Origin of the sequence: Leucothrix arctica, assembly GCF_003172895.1 — a bacterium.
Classification (GTDB): domain Bacteria; phylum Pseudomonadota; class Gammaproteobacteria; order Thiotrichales; family Thiotrichaceae; genus Leucothrix; species Leucothrix arctica.
Genome location: NZ_QGKL01000044.1, coordinates 25834 through 45243, shown reverse-complemented (window position 1 = coordinate 45243; position 19410 = coordinate 25834). Strand labels below are relative to the sequence as shown.

The following is a 19410-nucleotide window of genomic DNA, read 5'->3' as shown; positions in this document are numbered from 1 at the left end:
ATGAATTCCATTCTAACCTTATTGGAAGATGAAATGCTAATAAGTAGAGGTAAATGGCAGTTTTAGTATAATATTGATGCATGAGAATTATTACTGTGAATACCAACGGCATTAGAGCGGCAGCCAGAAAAGGCTTCTTTGAATGGCTAGCTCAGCAAGATGCGGACGTGGTTTGCGTTCAAGAAACAAAAGCGCAAATTGACCAACTATCTGACCCCATATTCCACCCTGAGGGTTACCACTGCTACTACCATGACGCAGAAAAAAAGGGTTATAGCGGTGTGGCATTATTTTGCAAACACAAGCCAGATGAAGTCATCGTGGGGATGGGGTTTGACGAACTGGACTGCGAAGGACGATATTTAGAAGCGCGTTTCGGTAAGTTAAGTGTCATGAGTTTATACCTACCGTCCGGCTCTGCTAAAGAAGAGCGCCAGCTGGTGAAATATCGTGGTATGGACTTCTTCTTACCTAAAATGAAAGAACTGCGCGATGAAGGTCGTGACTTTGTTATTTGTGGCGATTGGAATATCGCGCATAAAAACGAAGATATTAAAAATTGGAAAGGTAATAAGAAGAACTCAGGCTTTTTACCAGAAGAACGTGCTTGGTTAGATACGTTATTCGACGAAGAAGGCTTTGTTGATGCTTTCCGTGAAATCGAGCAGGAAGAGCATGCATATACTTGGTGGTCAAACCGAGGTCAGGCATGGGCAAATAATACGGGTTGGAGAATTGATTATCATATCTTGTCACCAAGCCTAAAGGGGACAGTGCAAGCGACTCAGGTCTACAAGGAAGAGCGTTTTTCAGATCATGCGCCACTGACGATTGACTATAACTATGAGATTGCTAATACATGAGTGAAGTAGCCGTTAAGCAAGGCTGGTGGGAAGTGATTTTAAGCTTCTTCCATCCTAGAGTCATAACCATGCTGTTTCTTGGTTTTTCAGCAGGTGTCCCTATATTGCTTATCTTCTCGTCACTTAGTTTGTGGCTTGGAGAGGCGGGAGTTCAGAAGTCAGCAGTCACCTTTTTTAGTTGGGCAGCATTGGGTTATTCGTTTAAATTTGTTTGGGCGCCCCTTGTAGATAAAATGCCCCTTCCGCTGTTAACTAAGTGGTTAGGGCGACGTCGAAGTTGGATGTTGCTATCTCAGTTTATGGTGATTGGTGCTATTTTATGGATGGCATTTACTGACCCCGCTTCAAGTCCAGGAAGTCTAACCATCATGGCGCTAGCCGCTGTATTGTTGGGTTTCTCGTCTGCAACACAAGATGTTGTCATTGATGCATATCGAATTGAATCTGCTCAAAACGAGCTTCAGGCATTGATGTCATCAACCTATATTGCGGGATACCGAATAGGAATGATCGCTGCGGGAGCAGGGGCGCTTTATTTGGCGCATTATTTTGGCAGTGAAAAAGACGCATATAACTACACTGCTTGGATGAATACTTATACCGTGATGGCCGGGGTGATGTTAATCGGCGTACTGACGACCCTAATCATACCTGAGCCTGCTGAATACCAAGCAAGTGGCTTAACTTATAACACCAGTGACTATGCTCGTTTCTTCCTACTCTTTGTATTAGCGGTTGCTAGTTTTATAGCTATCTTTTTTCTGAGCTCGAAAGCAGGGTATAAAATAGGCTATGGTCCGTTTTATGAGATGGTACAGGCTGCGAAAGAGCACCTCACTGCAATATTTTCAAATAAGAAACTTGCAAGTTTGTTAGTAGAAACAGGGCGCTTAAGTGCCGCGATATTGACTGCATGGCTTATTGCGAAAGTGATGATGGGTGCAAAAATTGTTAACGGAACAATGGTGAAAGAGTCCTATGTTGATCCTATCCGTGACTTCTTTACTCGCTACGGAATGGGTTTGGCAATTTTGCTATTATGCTTGGTTGGTTTTTACCGTATTTCAGATATTGTACTGGGTGCAATTGCCAATGTCTTCTATCAAGACTTAGGTTACACCAAGCTAGATATTGCGAATGCTTCTAAGGTCTTTGGCTTGGTTGCTACCATCATAGGTGGCTTCTTAGGTGGTCTCTTAGCTGTTCGTTATGGCGTGATGAAAATCCTATTTTTGGGTGCAGTTTTATCTGCATTGACCAATTTGTTATTTATTTGGCTATCTCAGACTGATGCATTCACCACTAACGCTTTCCTTTGGATGTCTCAGTCAGGTGTAAGCTTCTTTACTTGGATATCTTCATTAGGTTTCGATAGCCTCTCTGGCTTTTCTAGCGCAGGTGCTAACTTCTTTAATGGCTTGGCAGTGTCAGGCGCAGGGGTGTTCAAGTTATTTATTGTTATTGGTGCAGATAATCTGTCGGCAGGCTTAGCGAGTGCGGCATTCATCGCTTTCTTATCAAGCTTAACGAATATTTCATTTACAGCAGTACAGTATGCAATCTTCAGTTCGTTAATGACTTTATTCCCTAAAGTCTTGGGTGGTTACTCTGGGACGTTTGTCCAATCGATGGGGTATACCAACTTCTTTATTATGACGACTTTACTGACGATTCCAGTCGCTATATTAATTTTAGTTACGAGTAAGTACTTTAAAGGTGAAGTGAAGATGGCAACTTAAGATTGTTGTCGTTGGCTAGCCTCACTAAGGGCGCAGTGGCTTCATTGTCATTGCGCTTTTTTGTTGCATGTAATGCAGCCATTCGCCAACATTTACTTTGTAATCAATGCTATCCAAGGGCATTTGGATCATTAGGTCGATACCGGCAAGTCTCTTAAGTATCATTGTTGAATGTGCGATATTATCGATTCTAACGAGCATAGTAAAAAGAGAAATTCATGTCAGTAAAAATTGGTTTAGCTTTGGGAAGTGGTGCAGCACGAGGTTGGGCACATATTGGTGTCATTCGAGCGCTAGAAGAGCATGGCATAGAAGTGAGTGTTGTCAGTGGTTGCTCTATTGGTGCAATCGTGGGAGCAGCTTATACATCCTCTAACTTAGACGCGTTAGAAAAATGGATTAGGTCACTTAATCGTATGGATTTAGCGAAATATGCAGGATTGGGAGTAGGGTCAGGCTTTATTAACACTAGCCGATTGAACGATGACTTTGCTTTGAATATCTGCCCTAAGGGTACGCTAATAGAGTCATTTGATAAGCCATTTGGAGCGGTAGCTACTGACCTAACGACTGGTCGTGAAGTTTGGTTTACAGAGGGCGATGCACTAACGGCGCTTTGGGCGTCAATTGCAGTGCCTGGTGTTTTTCCTTCCGTTAGTCATAATGGAAGCTGGCTTGTGGATGGTGGTCTTGTTAACCCTATCCCCGTCAGTATGTGTCGATCTTTGGGGGCTGAAGTGGTTATAGCGGTCGGACTAAATAGTGATATTGTGGGTAAGCGTAGTCGTAAAAAAGTCAAGGGCGAGACAGAGAAGGAGGTTGGAGAAGAGGTGAGCAAGGTAGAGTTGGTTGAAGCCGATAGTAAGTCTGACGATATGTTCGGTTTGCTGACAGGGACGCTGAAAGAATACTCCTCATCATTTTTCCCCAATAAGCAGCAATCCGATGCTCCAAAGCAACCAAGCTTTTTTGATACGATTGCAAGTTCTGTCAATATTATGCAGGATCGAATCGCACGTAGCCGTATGGCGGGTGATCCACCCGATGTATTAATCTCACCACGCTTATCTCATATTGGTTTAATGGAGTTTCATCGCGCGGAAGAAGTGATAAAAAGTGGTTATGATTTGACAATGCAACAGATGGATAAAATTCGTTATGCGATTGGTGAATAACACTTTATAAGTGTTATTGGACTGGCGCTGACAGGTAAGCGGCGCGGCATAAAATAGTAAACCAAAGCGGCTTTGCTTTTATTTCCTCAATAGTTATTGCGCCTGCGTTGTTAAAGTCTTCAAGTAGCATCGCTTCGACTTGACTTGCAAAGTATACGTCATCTATTAATGCCGTGATCTCAAAGTTTAAACGGAAAGAGCGGTTGTCCATATTAGCCGTTCCAACTGCAGATAAGTAAGAATCTATTAAAAATACTTTTTGGTGTAGAAAGCCTTTCTTGTAGCGCATGATTTTTACGCCCGCTTTTAATATGCCGGGTAAGAAAGCAAAAGCGGATAGGTAAATGAGTAAGTTATCAGGTTTCTCAGGAATTAATATTCGAACATCAACACCCCGCAGCGCGGCCAATCTTAGTGCTTGTTGTACGCCTTCATCAGGCACAAAGTAGGGGCTAGCTATCCAGATACGTTGCTTCGCTATATGGATGGAATGTTGCATCATAAGACTGGCTGTTTCAAAAGGATCCGATGGCCCAGACGGTAGTATCACCGCGCGTTGATAATTTTTCGTGTCAGGAACGCAGGGTGTCCAGTTAAGGTCCGGTAATTGCTCTGTGACCCATAACCAATCTTCAATAAAAGAGTGTTGCGCTCCCATAACGACAGGACCGCTCAGTTTTATATGAGTATCACGCCAGTAAGGGGATTTAGGGTCTTTCTGAATATATTCATCACCGACATTGTGACCACCAATCCAGCTATGTTTACCATCAATGACAATCACTTTTCGATGGTTTCTGAAGTTCAGTTGAAATCTATTTTGAAAGCTTCTATGAGAATGGAAAGAGTGTACCTGTGCCCCTTTATCGGTCAACTTATCTAAGTAGTTCTCATCGAGCTGATAGCTTCCAATTTCATCATAAAGTAAAAAAACCCTAACACCTCGCGCTAAAGCATCTTGTAGATGTTGCGATAATAACTCACCGAGTGAGTCATCTTTTATGATATAAAATTGGATCAGTATGTAATCTTTTGCCTGTTGTATACCGGTGAAAATATCATCAAAAGTGACTTGGCCATTAATTAAAAGCTTGATGTGATTTGCTTCTGTAAAAGGCAGTTTTGCCAATACTTCAAAGGCTCTGAGCGACTCATTTTGTTGAGGTCTCGGCGCAAAATACCCACTTATTTTGTATTTAACAGAGTCTAGTTTTTTTCTCGCACCTTGTTCACCTTCTGCACGAGAGGATACATATCCTTTGTAGCGAGTTCTGCCGAAAATAAGGTAAGCAGGAATACCTAACCAAGGGAAGGCAATCAAAGTTACTACCCAAGCCACAGTCCCTTGAGAGGTACGAGTGGCTAATAAAGCATAAACGGCCATTACTAGCCCTAAAAGCTGTACTGCTGTGATTATGATTGCGATCATTGCTATCCTTGTGTCAGTTGACTCAATATGACGAACAAATACTCTTAATTCCTTAGCTAAAGCCTGAGTATTAGTTGCCTGCAACTAAGTATTGTTATCTGTACTGTGAAGCCTTGAAAGGCAGTGCTACAATCCTACGCTCTAATTATTCGCTAGATTTGGGAAGACTTTATGACCAGCGTTGTAATACCAGTAAAGCCGTTTGACCTCGTTATCTTTGGCGCGACAGGTGATCTTGCCATGCGCAAATTGCTACCTGCCTTGTTCCGACGTCATGCAGTTGCTCAAATACCTGAAGAAGCACGAATAGTTGGCGTGTCGATGAGTGAGCACAGCACTGAAGAGTTCCGTGAGCTTGCATCTAACGCTTTAACTCAGCATATTCCTGAGGATGAACTAGATGAGACACTATTAGCAAGTTTCTTAGATCGCTTATCGTATATTGCTAACGATGTAACAGACGTTAATGGATGGACAGAGTTAGTCGATACCATGGCGTTATTTCCTGACCGAATTCGTGTTTTTTATCTGGCCGTTGGCCCATCATTGTTTGGCGCTATTTCCCGCGGTCTTGCATCTGCAGGCTTGTCTGACGGTAAGGCAAGACTCGTTGTTGAAAAGCCGTTAGGTCATGATTTAGATAGTGCAAAGAAACTCAACGCTGAAATCGGTGATGTGTTTAATGAGGATTGCACTTACCGCATTGATCACTATCTAGGTAAAGAAACCGTTCAAAACTTGATGGCACTGCGTTTCGCAAATGCGTTGTTCGAGCCTATCTGGAATGCGCAATCAATTGATCATGTACAAATCACCGCCGCTGAATCATTGGGTGTGGGTACGCGTGGTGGTTATTATGATAACTCCGGCGCTATGCGTGACATGGTGCAAAATCACTTATTACAATTATTATGTTTGATCGCGATGGAGCCGCCTCATGACTTTAACGGTGATGCTGTACGTGATGAAAAGCTAAAAGTATTACGCTCACTAAAGCCGCTAGCCGGTCATGACGCGCTTGAGAATACGGTGCGTGGGCAATATCGTGCGACAGAAACTTCACCATCTTATGTTGATGAAGCAGGTAATCCTCAAAGTAAGACAGAATGCTACGTGGCGATAAAAGCTGAAATTGGTAACTGGCGTTGGTCTGGCGTGCCTTTTTATCTGCGTACAGGTAAGAAGTTACGCTCTCAAGCGACAGAGATTGCGATTGTCTTTAAAAAGCCGCCTCACTCTGTTTTTGGTAACTTATCTACACCGCTAAATCCGAATGTCTTAAGTATTCGTTTGCAGCCAGACGAAGGTTTGCAAATCGAGCTAATGACGAAAGAGCCGGGCCCAGGTGGTTTCCGTCTGCACTCAACGCCATTGGATGTAACCTTCGCTGAAAAGTTAGGTGATGAGTTTGAAATGCCTGATGCTTATGAGCGTCTGTTGATGGATGTGGTTCGTGGTGACCAAACACTATTTATGCGTGGTGATGAAGTTGAAGCAGCATGGCAGTGGATAGATCCTATAATGGATGCGTGGGAAGCTTCAGGTGTTGCACCAGAGACCTACGACAGTGGTTCTGTAGGTCCTACAGCATCTGTAGAAATGATGGCTAAGACAGGGCGTCGTTGGAGAAAAATTTAAATTAGATTATTAACGTATGAATCATTTTGATTACGGTTAATTTATGTTTTGAACGATTAATCGAGTAGTGCTACTAATCGATATAACTATAAAAACATAGTTAATCATAAAAATTATTCATCGCAAAAATTGGCGACCTCCCTGAAAAGGGTAGGTCGTTTTTTTATGCCTGACACGTTAAAGTATCACCCTATAAACATGCTAACTAATTTTCAAGGAATATACGGTCAATGATTCAAGGTTTCTTTCAAGGTATTGCTTTTCTTTTCCAAGGCTTTTCGCTGATTACTCAGAAAAATATTCGAGGCTTTGTAGTTATCCCACTGCTCATTAATATTGTCGTTTTTTGTGGTGCTATTTGGTTGGCTAATGTGCAATTTGATATCTGGATGGATAGGCTGTTGGGATGGCTACCATCATGGCTGTCTTGGGTAGAGTGGATACTCTTTCCTTTCTTTGCCGTGTTGATCTTACTCGTCATTTATTACACCTTCAGTATTGTGGCAAACTTTATCGCAGCGCCTTTTAATGCATTACTCGCGGAAAGAGTTGAGAAGGTACTAGAAGGTCGAGCATTGCCTGAGTCATCAGGTTGGAAAGCGTTGGCCAAAAATATTGGTAAGACCTTAGGAAGTGAAGTGAAGAAGGTTTTTTATATGATCAAGTGGATGCCGTTGTTATTGATAATAACGGTCATTCCGGGAGTAAACTTGATTGCACCTCTGGCATGGGTTGTCTACGGCTCTTGGATGTACTCACTTCAATACAGCGACTTTCCAATGGGTAACCATGAGTTATTCATTAAGGAAGAGTTAGCTATTTTAAGGAAAAATCGAGCACACGCACTGGGATTCGGTGCTGCCACTAGCTTGATTACGATCATCCCAGTACTTAACTTTGTTGCAATGCCAGTCGCGGTCTCTGGTGCTACGGCTATGTGGGTAAAACGATTATCCCACGGATAAGCCAAGCTTTGAACTCAGGTGTTCTAGTTGTTGCTTTTTCTTAAGTAGATTCTTTAGTTTTGTCGGTGTGAAATACAATAAAGTCATGCCGACTACTATCAGAACTCCAACAGTTACTAGAACAATAGTCTGTACGCTGCCATTAACCACTAAGTTATGACCTAGGGTAGCTGCAATAGAACTGATAGCGTAACTGAGTACCAAGGCAACAATAGCGACAATGCTTGAGTAAATGAGCCATTGTCCGGCTTTGTGTACACGTGACGCACAATATTGGTGTTGCTCAATATCCTGCACGAAGCATTGGTTTCGAACATTTAACGCATTCATTACGAACTGACGGCTTTGCTGATGAATAAGGTGACTACTTTGATTATCATCACTCAGTAGCAACTCGGGCAACTCTTTTATCGTGTTAACTTGCTTCTGCTTTATGGTTCCCAAGCTGTTTGGCGCACCAAGTTCCTTGTCTAAATCCAGCAAGTTAATGGGGTCATTTTCCCACTGCTTATGAAGCTCACTTAATATGTTTTGCATGTGTCGTTGTGACAACGTAACAAAGAACCGTTTGAATGAAGGGTTTCTTTTAAAGTCTGTTTCTATACTCGCGAGACTTTCATATTTAGGTGACTTATTTATTAGTAAACTCAACTGCTTTAGTGACTCAGATGTACGGTTTGCCAACGCTAGCATACGAACATATTCGAAATGTAGCTCAGCATCGTAATGAGCTGCAACTGCTTTTGCCGTCTTGATTGCTAGTAAGGCTTGAGGATATCGTTGTGCTCTATAACGGACTTCTGCAAGGTGTCTTAGTGCAAAGCAAGCAAGTTCAGGGTTATCTTTTTGGCTTTGCAGTGCCGCAATATTGAAGTGTAAGTCTGCTTGTTTTAAATCTTTTTTAAGTAAATACAGCCAAGCGATATGAAAGTGACGCAGGTAGTCATTAGGCGTTTGAATAAGCTGTTCTTTAATTGCGTCAGTGGATTTACTGAGGCTACGCAACTCTTCACAAGGGAGCTTACTCACCAGTTGGTTGATATCGAATATAGTTTGTTCACACAGTGTTTTGAAAGTGTGGTTGTAGTCGCTTTTCCACTGTGACGCGCACTCACGTTGCCTCGTCGTTGCAAGAAAACCAAGTTTCATGCCCTGAGAGACTGCTTTACTAAGGTCTTGTGTGCGCGTGTTGTGATACAGCGCAAAATATTCGATATTGATACGATGAAACGCGCGCGGCTGTCCGTCCGGCGCAAGAATGGTGGTCGATATCGGCGTATTTGATTGTTCTTGATATTTGACTGACATAAGTTATTTTCATCACATCCATGTATATAGGGGGAACATTAGATGTCTTTATTCGTTGGGCATGCTCTTTTATATACTAACGTGTATGTAATTAGGATGAATGGAGCGGAATAAATATATTTATAACAAATTGCTTAAAAATAAAGCCTAAAATTATTAGGGATTGGCTGCCTGTTGCTCGTTGTTTATACTTACAAGGTGAATAATTTATTGAAAATGAAAAAAACTCAATTACTTGAGCATCAAACGCGACTGCGAGCGTGTAAGGCTTGCCCTGAAATGATTGGCCCTGTCATTACCGGAGCCGCAGTGATTTCTAAGGTTATGCTCATCGGGCAGGCACCCGGTGACCGAGAAGGCGATATTGGTAAACCTTTTGCTTGGACAGCTGGAAAGACACTGTTTAAATGGTTTGCGAGTCAGGGACTGTCAGAAGAGCAATTTCGTGAGCAGGTTTATATTGCTTCAGTAGGGCGATGTTTTCCAGGGAAAAAACCAAAGGGTGGTGACCGCGTTCCCAATAAAACTGAAATTGCCAACTGTCGAGTATGGATGGACGCTGAGTTTGCTATCCAACAGCCTAAGTTAATTATTTTGGTGGGGAAATTGGCAATTTCGCAGTTCTTGCCGTTAAATAAGCTCACCGATGTCATAGGCTTGCAGTTTGAACAAGAAATTGAGGGTGAGTTATGTACGTTAATACCACTACCTCATCCTTCTGGCGCTTCTACATGGCACCAAACTGAGCCAGGCGCTAGTCTTCTACATGCTGCTTTACATTTGCTGGGCGCACACCCAGAGTGGCAGAAATTGAAGTAATTTGTATCAGTGATTGCCTGATAGAGACTAGACGCTTACAATTACCGCCTTTGACTTTTTGAATTTAGCCCACATAGTTGAAACTAGGTATTTAACCTGATCAACTAATAGACGGAGTAACTACATGCCTTGGAATGAACCAGGTGGTAATAAGGATAAAGATCCGTGGAGCAGTAAGCCTTCACGTGAGTCATCTTCATCCGATAGCATCGAAAACACGATTCAAAAGATGAATGACAAGCTCAGTCAGCTATTTGGTGGCGGTTCATCTAATAATAATGATGGCGACGGCTCAAATGGTGGTCCAGGAATAAACTTAAATGTCGTTATTGGTTTGGCAGCTGCTGCTTTAGTGCTTTGGCTGTTTACTGGTTTCTACACTGTTGACTCAGCACAGCGTGGTGTTGAACTACGTTTTGGTCAATACAATAAAACAACGATGCCTGGTTTGAATTGGAAGCTTCCATACCCAATCGATACGGTTGAAAAAGTTGACGTTGACCGTAACCGTACGGCAAAAGATTCTGGTGGCGTAACGCACATGTTGACTAAGGACGAGAACATCATTTCTATTGATGTATCTGTTCAGTACAACGTAAAGAACCCAGAAAACTACTTGTTCAATGTTTGGCTAGCTGATTATGAGCAAAACCAAGTCAGTGGAACTATCTACAACGTGATGCGTAGTGCAGTACGTGAAGTAGTTGGTCGTACAACGATGGATTCTATCATCGGTGCTGATCGTGAAAAAATTGCTCCAGAAATCCTAGAGATCATGCAACGAGTGTTGGATGATTATAAATCTGGATTAGATGTAATCAAAGTAAACGTAACTAAAGCAGAAGCACCTACTCAAGTTAAGGATGCGTTCGATGACGCTATCCAAGCTCGAGAAGATCAAAATCGCTTTAAGAACCAAGCAGAAACTTACGCTAAGCGTGTTATTCCTGTCGCTCGTGGTAACGCTGCACGTATCATTGAAGATGCAACGGCTTACCGTAGTCGTTTAATCTCGAAAGCACAGGGTGAGGCGTCTCGTTTCGAGCAGCTATCTACTGCTTACTTGAAAGCGCCAGATGTGACTCGTGAACGTCTTTATCTAGAAACGATGGAACAAGTTCTAGAGAAAAGCTCTAAAGTCATGATCGATTCAAGCTCAGGAAATAACATGCTGTATTTGCCATTAGATAAGATGCAATCAGGAGGCGCTGGTAGTGGCTCTTCAGATAGCGATGCAGCCCGTGCTGCGGTATCTAGCGTGCTAGAAAGTGGTTTACGTAATAGTGCGGTAACAACAAGTACTGTTAATGGTGTTCGTAGTTCGGTTAGGGAGGGCAGATAATGAAAAGTCCTATATTAATTGCTATTGCCTTAGCTCTCGTCGTGATCTTTAGTTCGGCTTACATAGTTGATGAACGTGAGACAGCTATTAAATTTAGATTTGGTGAAATTGTTCAAGACGACATTAAGCCGGGTTTACACTTTAAAATTCCTGTCATTCACCGTGTTGAGAGCTTCTCTTCGCAAATCCTAACAATGGATGCGAAACCAGAGCAGTTCCTAACGAATGAAAAGAAGTATGTTGTTGTTGATTTCTTTGTTAAGTGGAAGATCTCTGAAACAGGTAAGTTCTACCGTTCAACAGGTGGTGATTTACGTGTTGCTTTGAATCGTTTGGAGAGCATCATGAAAGATGGTCTTCGTAACGAGTTCTCGAAGCGTACCATCCAAGAAGCGATTTCTGGTGAGCGTGATCAGATCATGGAAGGACTACAAACCAAGTCAAATGAAGCAGCTAACCAGTTAGGTGTGACCATTGTTGATGTACGTGTTAGTCAGATAGACTTCTCTGAGAAGAACAGTGAGTCAGTGTTTAAACGTATGCGTTCAGAGCGTCAGCGTGTAGCACAGGACCTACGTTCACGTGGTGCTGAGGAAGCAGAGCGTATTCAAGCTGCTGCCGATCGTGATGCGATCATCATTGAAGCTGATGCTTATAGTGCTGCGGAGAAAATTCGTGGTCAAGGTGATGCTAAAGCCGCTGATGCTTATGCTGAAGCGTATCAGAAGAATCCTGAGTTTTACTCATTCCACCGTAGTCTAGAAGCTTATCGTAAGTCGATGGGTAAAGCTGGCGATGTGATGGTTATGGAGCCAGACTCTGAGTTCTTCCGTTACTTCAAAAACAAGACTCAATAAACCAATAGTTAGAGCGGTCGGTAAGTGAATATTAATTGGAACGACTTACTTACCGCTCTGGCCTTGGTGCTAATTATAGAAGGGCTGTTACCGTTTGCAGTGCCTTCAAAACTAAAAGAAGTCTATCAATCTTTGCTCCAAATGCCCGACAAGTCTTTACGAAGACTTGGTTTAGGCAGTATGGTTGCAGGGTTGGTACTTCTTTTTTTGATTTAATGCTGCACGAGAATCGTTTTACATGAAATATTGGTTACTTCCAGATGGAATTAACGAGTCATTGCCGGCTGAAGCGAAAGCCTTAGAAGCAATGCGTCGCGAACTGCTAGATGTCTATCGCGGATGGGGTTATGGCTTTGTCATGCCACCATTAGTGGAATATCTAGAATCTCTAAGTATTGCAATGGGCTCCCAGCTCGATGTACAGACTTTTAAAATTACAGACCAAACCAATGGTCGCTTGATGGGAGTTCGTGCAGACATTACACCACAAGTCGCACGTATCGATTCACATCGAATGTCTCAACTACCGAATCAACCAAACCGCCTATGTTACATGGGCACAGTACTGCGTACCAAAAGTGAAGAAGCGGGCGGCTCACGCTCACCTATTCAAGTTGGTGCAGAGTTGTTTGGTCACGAAGGTATTGAGAGTGACTTTGAAGTAATTAGCTTAATGCTAGAAACATTGAAAGTAGCAGACGTTGAAAAGGTACTGATCGACTTAGGCCACATCGGTATTTTGCGCAGTCTAATTGCTTCGGTTGGTTTAGATACTGATCAGCAAGCTGCTTATTTGGATCAGCTTGAGCGTAAATCGATTCCAGAAGTAGATCAGTGGGTGTCAGAGAGTGGCTTTGATAAGTCTGCAACTGACATGCTTTGTTGCTTACCAACATTGCACGGTGATGTATCTGTACTAGAAACTGCGAAAGTTAAACTTTCAGCGGCAGGTTCAGACATGGCTGATGCGATTGAATACTTACAAACGTTAATTAACCGTTTGCAGAGTACATTCCCTAGTTTAGCGATTAGCCTAGACCTTGCGGATATGCGCGGATATGCTTACCACACAGGTATTGTTTATGCTGCCTATGTTGAAGGTTCTGGTCGTGAAGTGGCTCGAGGCGGTCGTTATGATGGCATCGGTGAGCACTTCGGTAATGCACGCCCAGCGACAGGCTTTAGCACTAACTTGCGTACACTAGTAAGATTGAAAGGTGATGTTGCACCACTTGCTATTGAAGGTATTCTTGCACCGTTTGAGGGTGATGCTGAGTTATCAAGTAAAGTCGCAGAGCTACGCTCACAAGGTGAGATCGTAATAAGCCAATTAGCGCCATTAGACCAGTTGACTGTAAAAGAGCAAGGTTGCAGTCGCATACTAGCTAAGCAGAGCGGTGAATGGCAGGTTGTTACTGCTTAAGCAGTAGACAGCACAATATATTTAGTTTGATCAAGAGAGATTAAAGATGGGTAAGTTTGTAGTAGTACTGGGCACTCAATGGGGTGACGAAGGTAAAGGCAAGATCGTTGATTTGCTGACAGAGAATGCAGCAGGTGTTGTACGCTTTCAAGGTGGACACAACGCAGGTCATACCTTAGTTATCAAAGGTGAGAAAACAGTACTGCATCTGATTCCATCAGGTATTTTACGTGAAGGCGTAGAGTGCATGATCGGTAACGGCGTAGTGTTGTCACCAGAAGCGCTATTTAAAGAAATAGACATGCTTGAAGCCGAAGGCGTACCTGTTACAGAGCGTTTACAGTTGTCAGTCTCTTGCCAGCTCATCTTGCCATACCATGGCGCACTAGATGCGGCTCGTGAAGCAGCGCGTGGTTCAGATAAGATTGGTACGACAGGCCGCGGTATTGGTCCGGCATACGAAGACAAGGCAGCACGTCGTGGTCTTCGTTTGGGTGATTTGCTTGATGAGCAAGGCTTCGCTGAAAAACTTAAGACAGTGATGGAATACCATAACTTCGTGCTTGAGCACTATTACAAAGCAGAGCCACTTAGCTATGAAACAGTATTAGCAGACACATTAGCTTATGTTGATCGTTTGCTACCAATGATGTCTGATATCCCAACACGCTTGCATGAGTTAAGTGCTGCTGGCGAAAATGTTATGTTTGAGGGTGCTCAAGGGTCATTGCTGGATATTGATCACGGTACTTACCCTTACGTAACATCTTCAAGCACAACTGCTGGTGGTGCTTGTACAGGTAGTGGTGTAGGTCCGCGCGATTTGGACTATATCCTAGGAATTACTAAAGCTTACACTACACGTGTTGGTTCTGGTCCTTTCCCTACGGAACTATTTGACGACATTGGCGAAGCAATCGCTATCAAAGGTCAGGAAGTGGGTGCTACTACAGGTCGTCCGCGTCGTTGTGGTTGGTTAGACGCTGTTGCACTAGGTAGTTCAATGCGTATAAACAGCATTACGGGTATCTGTGTTACTAAGCTTGACGTATTGGATGAAGTTGAAACAATTCACATCTGTACGGCTTACGAGCTAGATGGCGAAATTATTGATGTTCCTCCAGCAGGGGCAGCAGCATTTGAACGTTGCAAGCCAGTATTTGAGACTATGCCTGGTTGGATGAGTAATACATTTGGTGCAACGTCTTATGACGCGCTGCCAGAAAACGCTCAGAAGTATCTGGAGCGTATGGGTGAATTACTAGAAGTACCGGTAGATATTATCTCGACGGGTCCTGATCGTGATCACACGATGATTATACGTAATCCTTACGACGTATAAGACTCTTGATTCGATTAGATAAGCTACTGAGTAACGCGTCTAACCTGACGCGTTCTCAGGCAGTAAAAGCCATCAAAGATGGCGATGTATTGGTTGACGGTGAAGCGGTGACTAAAGGGGCTGCAAAGGTTACTGAAGAGAATTTGGTGACTTACCTTGGTACACAAATCACTGAGCCAAAGCCTCGCTATTACATGTTAAACAAACCTGTTGATTGCGTTAGTGCCAATCGTGATAAGAACTCCCTAACCGTTTTTGATCATCTCTTAGTGCCTAGAAGAGATCAGCTTCATGTGGCAGGGCGTCTAGATCGCGATACGACAGGTTTGATACTGGCTACAGATGATGGCCAATGGTCACATCGCTTAACATCACCAAAGCATGAGCATTTCAAACGTTACCGAGTAACGTTGGTCGGCCCATTGACTGATGATGAGATAGTAAAGCTGGAACAGGGTGTGATGCTGGATGGCGAAGTTAAGTTGACTAAGCCCGCCATTGTTGAAGTGATTTCACCTAAAGTGATTAACTTAAGCATTAGTGAAGGTCGTTATCATCAAGTAAAGCGAATGATGGAAGCAGTTGATAATGAAGTGATGGAGTTACATAGAGAAACCATTGCTCATATCACGCTTGATCCTGATCTGGCGCCTGGTAAGTGGCGTGCACTGACTGAAGAAGAGATCAGCTTGTCATAAGCGTAAAATTGCGGTACTCTGCCGCACCTTAATTGCACAGCCTATGTTGTGAAGTTAACCACGGAGGGGTGTCCGAGTGGCTTAAGGAGCACGCCTGGAAAGCGTGTAAAGGTTAATAGCTTTTCGAGGGTTCGAATCCCTCTCCCTCCGCCAAATTATTGCTACGCTACGTAGTATTTAAAAAGCCCGAGTAGCTAATATCTACTTGGGCTTTTTTTGTATCTGAGACGTTGGCATCTATAAAGCTTTGCTATGCCAATGATCTAATAAGTTAGTAACGGTTATTGCTCACATGTGTTTATTTAAACTAGCAACGTTTAACGTGTCATACTTCTGACGTAGTACACCGCCAGAATGAAAGTCCGAGTGTTCAGTAGGGAGATTAAGGACGAATGGTTGAGAATTTAGTATATTCCTATAAGGGTATGAACCCTGCACTTGTTATAATCAACCTACTCTAATGTAATAATTATTCAGGAATGCTTTAAATGACCGAAGATGGCGTACCCCGCAAAAAGTTATCGCTTAAACGTAAAGTTAAGCCGAAAACAGCGGAGACTGTTGAGAATACAGAAGTGAAGTCTGATGAGGTTAAGGAATTCGTTCGCGGTCGCAAGCGTGTTCTTAAAATGCAGTCTGCTTCCGAAAAGAAGGCTATTAAAGATAGTCATCTATCTCCAGCGGAGCGTCAGTCTCGTGAGTTGAAGCGATTATTGGCGGAGACTTTTTCAGTATGGCGTCGTCGTCGTCCTTTAGCACGTGGTATTGATGACCAGATCGCTGAAGTAATTGCTGAAAAGAAGCTTGAAATCAGTAAGCGTGCCATTAAAAAATTATTACACAGGCATACAAATCATAAGTCTTATCTTGCTAATGTTGCACGTGGCGGAAAGCGTTTTATGTTGGACGGTACTGAAGACGGTGATGTTCAACAAACTGAGCGTGAGCACGCAAGGCGTACAATGGATGGTGCAGGCGACTAGATTACCTCATATGTAGATAGTCTGTAGCACAACTATTCTGTTCTCTTGTAATTCCTTACGATGTCCTCATACTCTGTCTGAATAGATAACCAAACAGGACAGAAAATGGCTAAGTACGCCACCGAAAAGGTCACCGATGTAAAGCATTGGAACGACACTCTCTTTAGTTTCAAAACTACCCGTGATGATGGTCTGCGCTTCCGTAATGGTGAATTCATTATGATTGGCTTGGAAGATGAGCCTAAGCCATTAATGCGTGCATATAGTATAGCGAGTGCTAACTATGACGAGTACTTAGAGTTTTATAGTATCAAGGCGCCTAATGGGGCGTTAACGTCTCGCTTGCAGCATCTTAAAGTGGGCGACGATGTTCTTATCGGCAGTAAGCCTACGGGTACTTTAGTGCCAGATGACCTTAAGTCAGGCCGTAATCTTTTCTTATTTTCTACCGGAACGGGCTTAGCGCCTTTTCTGAGTATTATCAAAGACCCAGAAGTGTACGATAAGTTTGAAAAAGTCATATTATTTCACGGTGTTCGTTTTCTGAGTGAGTTGGGGTATTACGACTGGTTATCAGAGGGACTAAAGTCTCATGAATACCTTGGCGAAGTAATTAGTGAAAAGTTGTGCTACTACCCTGCAGTAACGCGTGAGCCATTTCGTAACCAAGGTCGTTTAACTGACTTAGTTGCATCTGGTAAATTGTGTGAAGATTTAGGTTTACCTCAGTTAAACCCTGAAACAGATCGTGCCATGGTCTGTGGTAGCCCGGCAATGCTTGCAGATACGTGCAATATGTTAGATAACTTAGGCTTTGAAATCAGTCCAAAAATTGGTGTTCAGGGTGATTATGTTATTGAGCGTGCTTTCGTAGAGCGCTAATGTCGTCTTGTATTACTAGGGTGTGTCTCATCATTGCCCTAGTAATTTAGACGTAGGTTTAAAATTCGCTTTTAAAACGTGGTTTATCTTGCATCTTAGTATGTCTCTTCGTATGTTGTAGTTACTTAGCGCATCATTTTTTGGAGGAGAAACATATGTTTAAAGGATTACTGCTAGACCGTGTAGACGATAAGCTGACAGCCACGCTTGGTGATATCTCACCGCAAGGTTTGCCTGAAGGTGATGTTACTTTAAAAGTTTTATACTCCACTCTGAATTATAAAGATGCTTTAGCTATAACGGGCAAAGCACCTGTTGTTCGCTCTTTCCCAATGGTTCCAGGTATCGACTTTGTCGGCGAAGTCCTTGAAAGTAAGTCTGATCAATGGAAGGCAGGCGATCTCGCCATATTAAATGGCTGGGGCGTTGGAGAAATGCATTGGGGTGGTTTAGCTGAGCAGGCAAGAGTCAAGAGTGAGTGGTTAGTACCACTACCAGCTTCAATGAAACCTAAGCAAGCTATGTCACTGGGAACAGCAGGTTATACTGCAATGCTAAGCGTCATGGCTTTAGTTGAACAAGGCGTTAAGGCAGGTGATGGTGAGATCTTGGTTACTGGTGCCAACGGTGGCGTAGGTAGTGTTGCAATCATGTTGTTATCAAAACTTGGTTATAACGTTGTTGCCTCTACTGGTCGTATGGAAGAAAAGGAACATCTACTGTCGTTGGGTGCATCAGATGTAGTTCATCGTGATGAATTATCAAGTGCAGGCCGCCCGCTCTCAAAAGAGCGTTGGGCAGGGGCTATTGATAGTGTAGGAAGTCATACACTAGCAAATGTATGTGCTTCGATGCGTTATGGTGGGGTTGTTACAGCTTGTGGTTTAGCGCAAGGCTTTGATTTTCCAGCAACTGTAATGCCTTTTATTCTTCGTGGTGTTCGTTTAATTGGTATTGATAGTGTCAATGCGCCCATTGATAAGCGGATTGTGGCATGGGCTCAACTTTCAGAGCTTATTGATACAGAGCTCTTAGCTGAAAATACTCAAGACATCACTCTAGATGAGTGTGTAGATGTTGCTAATGATTTATTGGCAGGAAAAGTTCGTGGTCGTGTTGTTGTAAACTGTCAGGAATAAAATCTTTGGAGTGGCGGGTATGAGAAAACTGGAAGGAAAAACGGCTTTAGTGACGGGCTCTACCAGTGGTATCGGTTTGGGTATTGCCCAGCGGCTCGCCAATGAAGGCGCCAATATCGCCTTAAATGGTTTTGGTGATCTTGATGAGATTGAGTCGATTCGAGTAGCTATTGAGGAAAGTAACGGCGTTACCGTCCGTTATTTTCCATCGGATTTAACTCAAGTTGATCAAATAGAAGCAATGATGCTGTCGATAGCTCAAGAACTCGGGTGTGTTGATATATTGGTTAATAACGCGGGTATGCAACATGTGTCTCCCGTAGAGGACTTTCCTGTTGCTAGCTGGGATAAGGTTATTGCACTTAATTTGAGTGCCGTATTTCATACCACACGTTTGTTGATACCTGCGATGAAGGAAAATCGTTGGGGAAGAATTATCAATATTGCATCGGCACATGCCTTGATTGCGTCGCCTTATAAGTCAGCTTATGTTTCTGCAAAACATGGTGTAGCGGGCTTTACTAAGTCGGTTGCACTTGAGGTGGCAGGGGATGGCGTGACGGTAAATGCTATTTGTCCGGGATATGTTTGGACGCCCTTGGTAGAAAAGCAGATACCTGATACAGCCAAAGCTAGAGGTTTGACAGAAGAGCAAGTTGTTAATGATGTGTTATTGGCAAGGCAACCAACGAAAGCATTTGTAACGGTTGATCAAGTAGCCGCTTATGCCTCATTCCTTTGCGGAGATGAGGCTGCTTCAATAACGGGTTCGCTGCAGTCAATTGATGGTGGCTGGACTGCAAGCTAG

The 19410-nt window shown here is 43.1% G+C and carries 19 protein-coding genes and 1 tRNA gene; 17 read left to right on the top strand and 3 right to left on the bottom strand.

Annotated features, from left to right (window positions below):
* The first annotated feature begins 80 nt into the window (after positions 1 to 80).
* The gene (locus DKT75_RS21610; protein WP_109826988.1) at positions 81 to 863 is read left to right on the top strand and encodes an exodeoxyribonuclease III; all 783 of its coding nucleotides are present in this window, start codon (positions 81 to 83) and stop codon (positions 861 to 863) included.
* A complete protein-coding gene (locus tag DKT75_RS21605) occupies positions 860 to 2602 on the top strand; it encodes an AmpG family muropeptide MFS transporter (protein ID WP_245923300.1) in 1743 nt (580 codons plus the stop codon). Before DKT75_RS21610 ends, DKT75_RS21605 begins: the two co-directional genes overlap by 4 nt.
* Before the next feature lie 24 nt (positions 2603 to 2626).
* Here the strand turns inward: DKT75_RS21605 and DKT75_RS22145 are convergent, their stop codons facing one another.
* Positions 2627 to 2767 carry a hypothetical protein gene (locus DKT75_RS22145; protein ID WP_211665531.1) on the bottom strand — a complete coding sequence of 47 codons (141 nt, stop codon included), beginning with the start codon at positions 2765 to 2767 and terminating at the stop codon, positions 2627 to 2629.
* A 53-nt stretch (positions 2768 to 2820) separates the two neighbouring features.
* Between DKT75_RS22145 and DKT75_RS21600 the strand changes: the two genes are divergently transcribed.
* Positions 2821 to 3777 (top strand): patatin-like phospholipase family protein, encoded by a 957-nt coding sequence (locus DKT75_RS21600; RefSeq protein ID WP_109826986.1) that lies wholly within the window; start codon positions 2821 to 2823, stop codon positions 3775 to 3777.
* A gap of 13 nt (positions 3778 to 3790) precedes the next feature.
* On the opposite strand, the gene cls is transcribed toward DKT75_RS21600, so the two are convergent.
* Positions 3791 to 5206: a cardiolipin synthase gene (cls, locus tag DKT75_RS21595; RefSeq protein ID WP_109826984.1), complete on the bottom strand. Its 1416-nt coding sequence runs from the start codon at positions 5204 to 5206 to the stop codon at positions 3791 to 3793.
* Between the two features lie 171 nt (positions 5207 to 5377).
* Between cls and zwf the strand changes: the two genes are divergently transcribed.
* Both zwf and cysZ read left to right on the top strand, forming a co-directional pair.
* Positions 5378 to 6844 carry a glucose-6-phosphate dehydrogenase gene (gene zwf, locus DKT75_RS21590; RefSeq protein ID WP_109826982.1) on the top strand — a complete coding sequence of 489 codons (1467 nt, stop codon included), beginning with the start codon at positions 5378 to 5380 and terminating at the stop codon, positions 6842 to 6844.
* A 230-nt stretch (positions 6845 to 7074) separates the two neighbouring features.
* The gene (cysZ, locus tag DKT75_RS21585; protein ID WP_109826980.1) at positions 7075 to 7809 is read left to right on the top strand and encodes a sulfate transporter CysZ; all 735 of its coding nucleotides are present in this window, start codon (positions 7075 to 7077) and stop codon (positions 7807 to 7809) included.
* Here cysZ and DKT75_RS21580 read toward each other — a convergent pair.
* On the bottom strand, positions 7795 to 9117 hold the full coding sequence (locus tag DKT75_RS21580; protein ID WP_109826978.1) for a tetratricopeptide repeat protein: 1323 nt from the start codon (positions 9115 to 9117) through the stop codon (positions 7795 to 7797). The genes cysZ and DKT75_RS21580 overlap by 15 nt on opposite strands.
* 216 nt (positions 9118 to 9333) lie before the next feature.
* Here DKT75_RS21580 and DKT75_RS21575 point away from each other — a divergent pair, with 216 nt between their 5' ends.
* The 12 genes from DKT75_RS21575 (at position 9334) to DKT75_RS21520 (ending at position 19410) form a co-directional block, all read left to right on the top strand.
* Positions 9334 to 9936, top strand: a complete 603-nt coding sequence (locus tag DKT75_RS21575; protein WP_109826976.1) for a uracil-DNA glycosylase family protein — start codon at positions 9334 to 9336, stop codon at positions 9934 to 9936.
* 124 nt (positions 9937 to 10060) lie between these two features.
* On the top strand, positions 10061 to 11278 hold the full coding sequence (gene hflK, locus DKT75_RS21570) for an FtsH protease activity modulator HflK (RefSeq protein ID WP_109826974.1): 1218 nt from the start codon (positions 10061 to 10063) through the stop codon (positions 11276 to 11278).
* Positions 11278 to 12135, top strand: coding sequence for a protease modulator HflC (gene hflC, locus DKT75_RS21565; protein WP_109826972.1), 858 nt, complete (start codon positions 11278 to 11280; stop codon positions 12133 to 12135). The genes hflK and hflC overlap by 1 nt, the downstream gene beginning before the upstream one ends.
* Positions 12136 to 12159: 24 nt before the next feature.
* Positions 12160 to 12351, top strand: a complete 192-nt coding sequence (locus DKT75_RS21560) for a DUF2065 domain-containing protein (RefSeq protein ID WP_211665530.1) — start codon at positions 12160 to 12162, stop codon at positions 12349 to 12351.
* Positions 12352 to 12373: 22 nt separating this feature from the next.
* The gene (locus DKT75_RS21555) at positions 12374 to 13558 is read left to right on the top strand and encodes an ATP phosphoribosyltransferase regulatory subunit (protein ID WP_109826970.1); all 1185 of its coding nucleotides are present in this window, start codon (positions 12374 to 12376) and stop codon (positions 13556 to 13558) included.
* Positions 13559 to 13604: 46 nt separating this feature from the next.
* Positions 13605 to 14900 carry an adenylosuccinate synthase gene (locus tag DKT75_RS21550; protein ID WP_109826967.1) on the top strand — a complete coding sequence of 432 codons (1296 nt, stop codon included), beginning with the start codon at positions 13605 to 13607 and terminating at the stop codon, positions 14898 to 14900.
* 5 nt (positions 14901 to 14905) lie between these two features.
* The gene (locus DKT75_RS21545) at positions 14906 to 15598 is read left to right on the top strand and encodes a pseudouridine synthase (RefSeq protein ID WP_211665529.1); all 693 of its coding nucleotides are present in this window, start codon (positions 14906 to 14908) and stop codon (positions 15596 to 15598) included.
* 62 nt (positions 15599 to 15660) lie between these two features.
* Positions 15661 to 15751: transfer RNA gene (locus DKT75_RS21540), tRNA-Ser, on the top strand.
* Positions 15752 to 16086: 335 nt separating this feature from the next.
* Positions 16087 to 16581, top strand: coding sequence for a ProQ/FINO family protein (locus tag DKT75_RS21535; RefSeq protein ID WP_109826964.1), 495 nt, complete (start codon positions 16087 to 16089; stop codon positions 16579 to 16581).
* A gap of 105 nt (positions 16582 to 16686) precedes the next feature.
* Positions 16687 to 17463, top strand: a complete 777-nt coding sequence (locus tag DKT75_RS21530) for a ferredoxin--NADP reductase (protein ID WP_109826961.1) — start codon at positions 16687 to 16689, stop codon at positions 17461 to 17463.
* Between the two features lie 155 nt (positions 17464 to 17618).
* Positions 17619 to 18602, top strand: coding sequence for an acrylyl-CoA reductase (NADPH) (gene acuI / locus DKT75_RS21525; RefSeq protein WP_109826959.1), 984 nt, complete (start codon positions 17619 to 17621; stop codon positions 18600 to 18602).
* A 19-nt stretch (positions 18603 to 18621) separates the two neighbouring features.
* On the top strand, positions 18622 to 19410 hold the full coding sequence (locus tag DKT75_RS21520) for a 3-hydroxybutyrate dehydrogenase (RefSeq protein WP_109826957.1): 789 nt from the start codon (positions 18622 to 18624) through the stop codon (positions 19408 to 19410).

Coding starts and splice junctions, on each gene's coding strand:
- hflC (WP_109826972.1), top strand. CDS start 11,278: ATGAAAAGTCCTATATTAATTGCTATTGCCTTAGCTCTCGTCGTGATC.
- acuI (WP_109826959.1), top strand. CDS start 17,619: ATGTTTAAAGGATTACTGCTAGACCGTGTAGACGATAAGCTGACAGCC.
- cls (WP_109826984.1), bottom strand. CDS start 5,206: ATGATCGCAATCATAATCACAGCAGTACAGCTTTTAGGGCTAGTAATG.
- DKT75_RS21555 (WP_109826970.1), top strand. CDS start 12,374: ATGAAATATTGGTTACTTCCAGATGGAATTAACGAGTCATTGCCGGCT.
- DKT75_RS21600 (WP_109826986.1), top strand. CDS start 2,821: ATGTCAGTAAAAATTGGTTTAGCTTTGGGAAGTGGTGCAGCACGAGGT.
- DKT75_RS21580 (WP_109826978.1), bottom strand. CDS start 9,117: ATGTCAGTCAAATATCAAGAACAATCAAATACGCCGATATCGACCACC.
- DKT75_RS22145 (WP_211665531.1), bottom strand. CDS start 2,767: ATGATACTTAAGAGACTTGCCGGTATCGACCTAATGATCCAAATGCCC.
- DKT75_RS21605 (WP_245923300.1), top strand. CDS start 860: ATGAGTGAAGTAGCCGTTAAGCAAGGCTGGTGGGAAGTGATTTTAAGC.
- DKT75_RS21610 (WP_109826988.1), top strand. CDS start 81: ATGAGAATTATTACTGTGAATACCAACGGCATTAGAGCGGCAGCCAGA.
- hflK (WP_109826974.1), top strand. CDS start 10,061: ATGCCTTGGAATGAACCAGGTGGTAATAAGGATAAAGATCCGTGGAGC.
- DKT75_RS21530 (WP_109826961.1), top strand. CDS start 16,687: ATGGCTAAGTACGCCACCGAAAAGGTCACCGATGTAAAGCATTGGAAC.
- DKT75_RS21575 (WP_109826976.1), top strand. CDS start 9,334: ATGAAAAAAACTCAATTACTTGAGCATCAAACGCGACTGCGAGCGTGT.
- DKT75_RS21520 (WP_109826957.1), top strand. CDS start 18,622: ATGAGAAAACTGGAAGGAAAAACGGCTTTAGTGACGGGCTCTACCAGT.
- zwf (WP_109826982.1), top strand. CDS start 5,378: ATGACCAGCGTTGTAATACCAGTAAAGCCGTTTGACCTCGTTATCTTT.
- cysZ (WP_109826980.1), top strand. CDS start 7,075: ATGATTCAAGGTTTCTTTCAAGGTATTGCTTTTCTTTTCCAAGGCTTT.
- DKT75_RS21535 (WP_109826964.1), top strand. CDS start 16,087: ATGACCGAAGATGGCGTACCCCGCAAAAAGTTATCGCTTAAACGTAAA.
- DKT75_RS21550 (WP_109826967.1), top strand. CDS start 13,605: ATGGGTAAGTTTGTAGTAGTACTGGGCACTCAATGGGGTGACGAAGGT.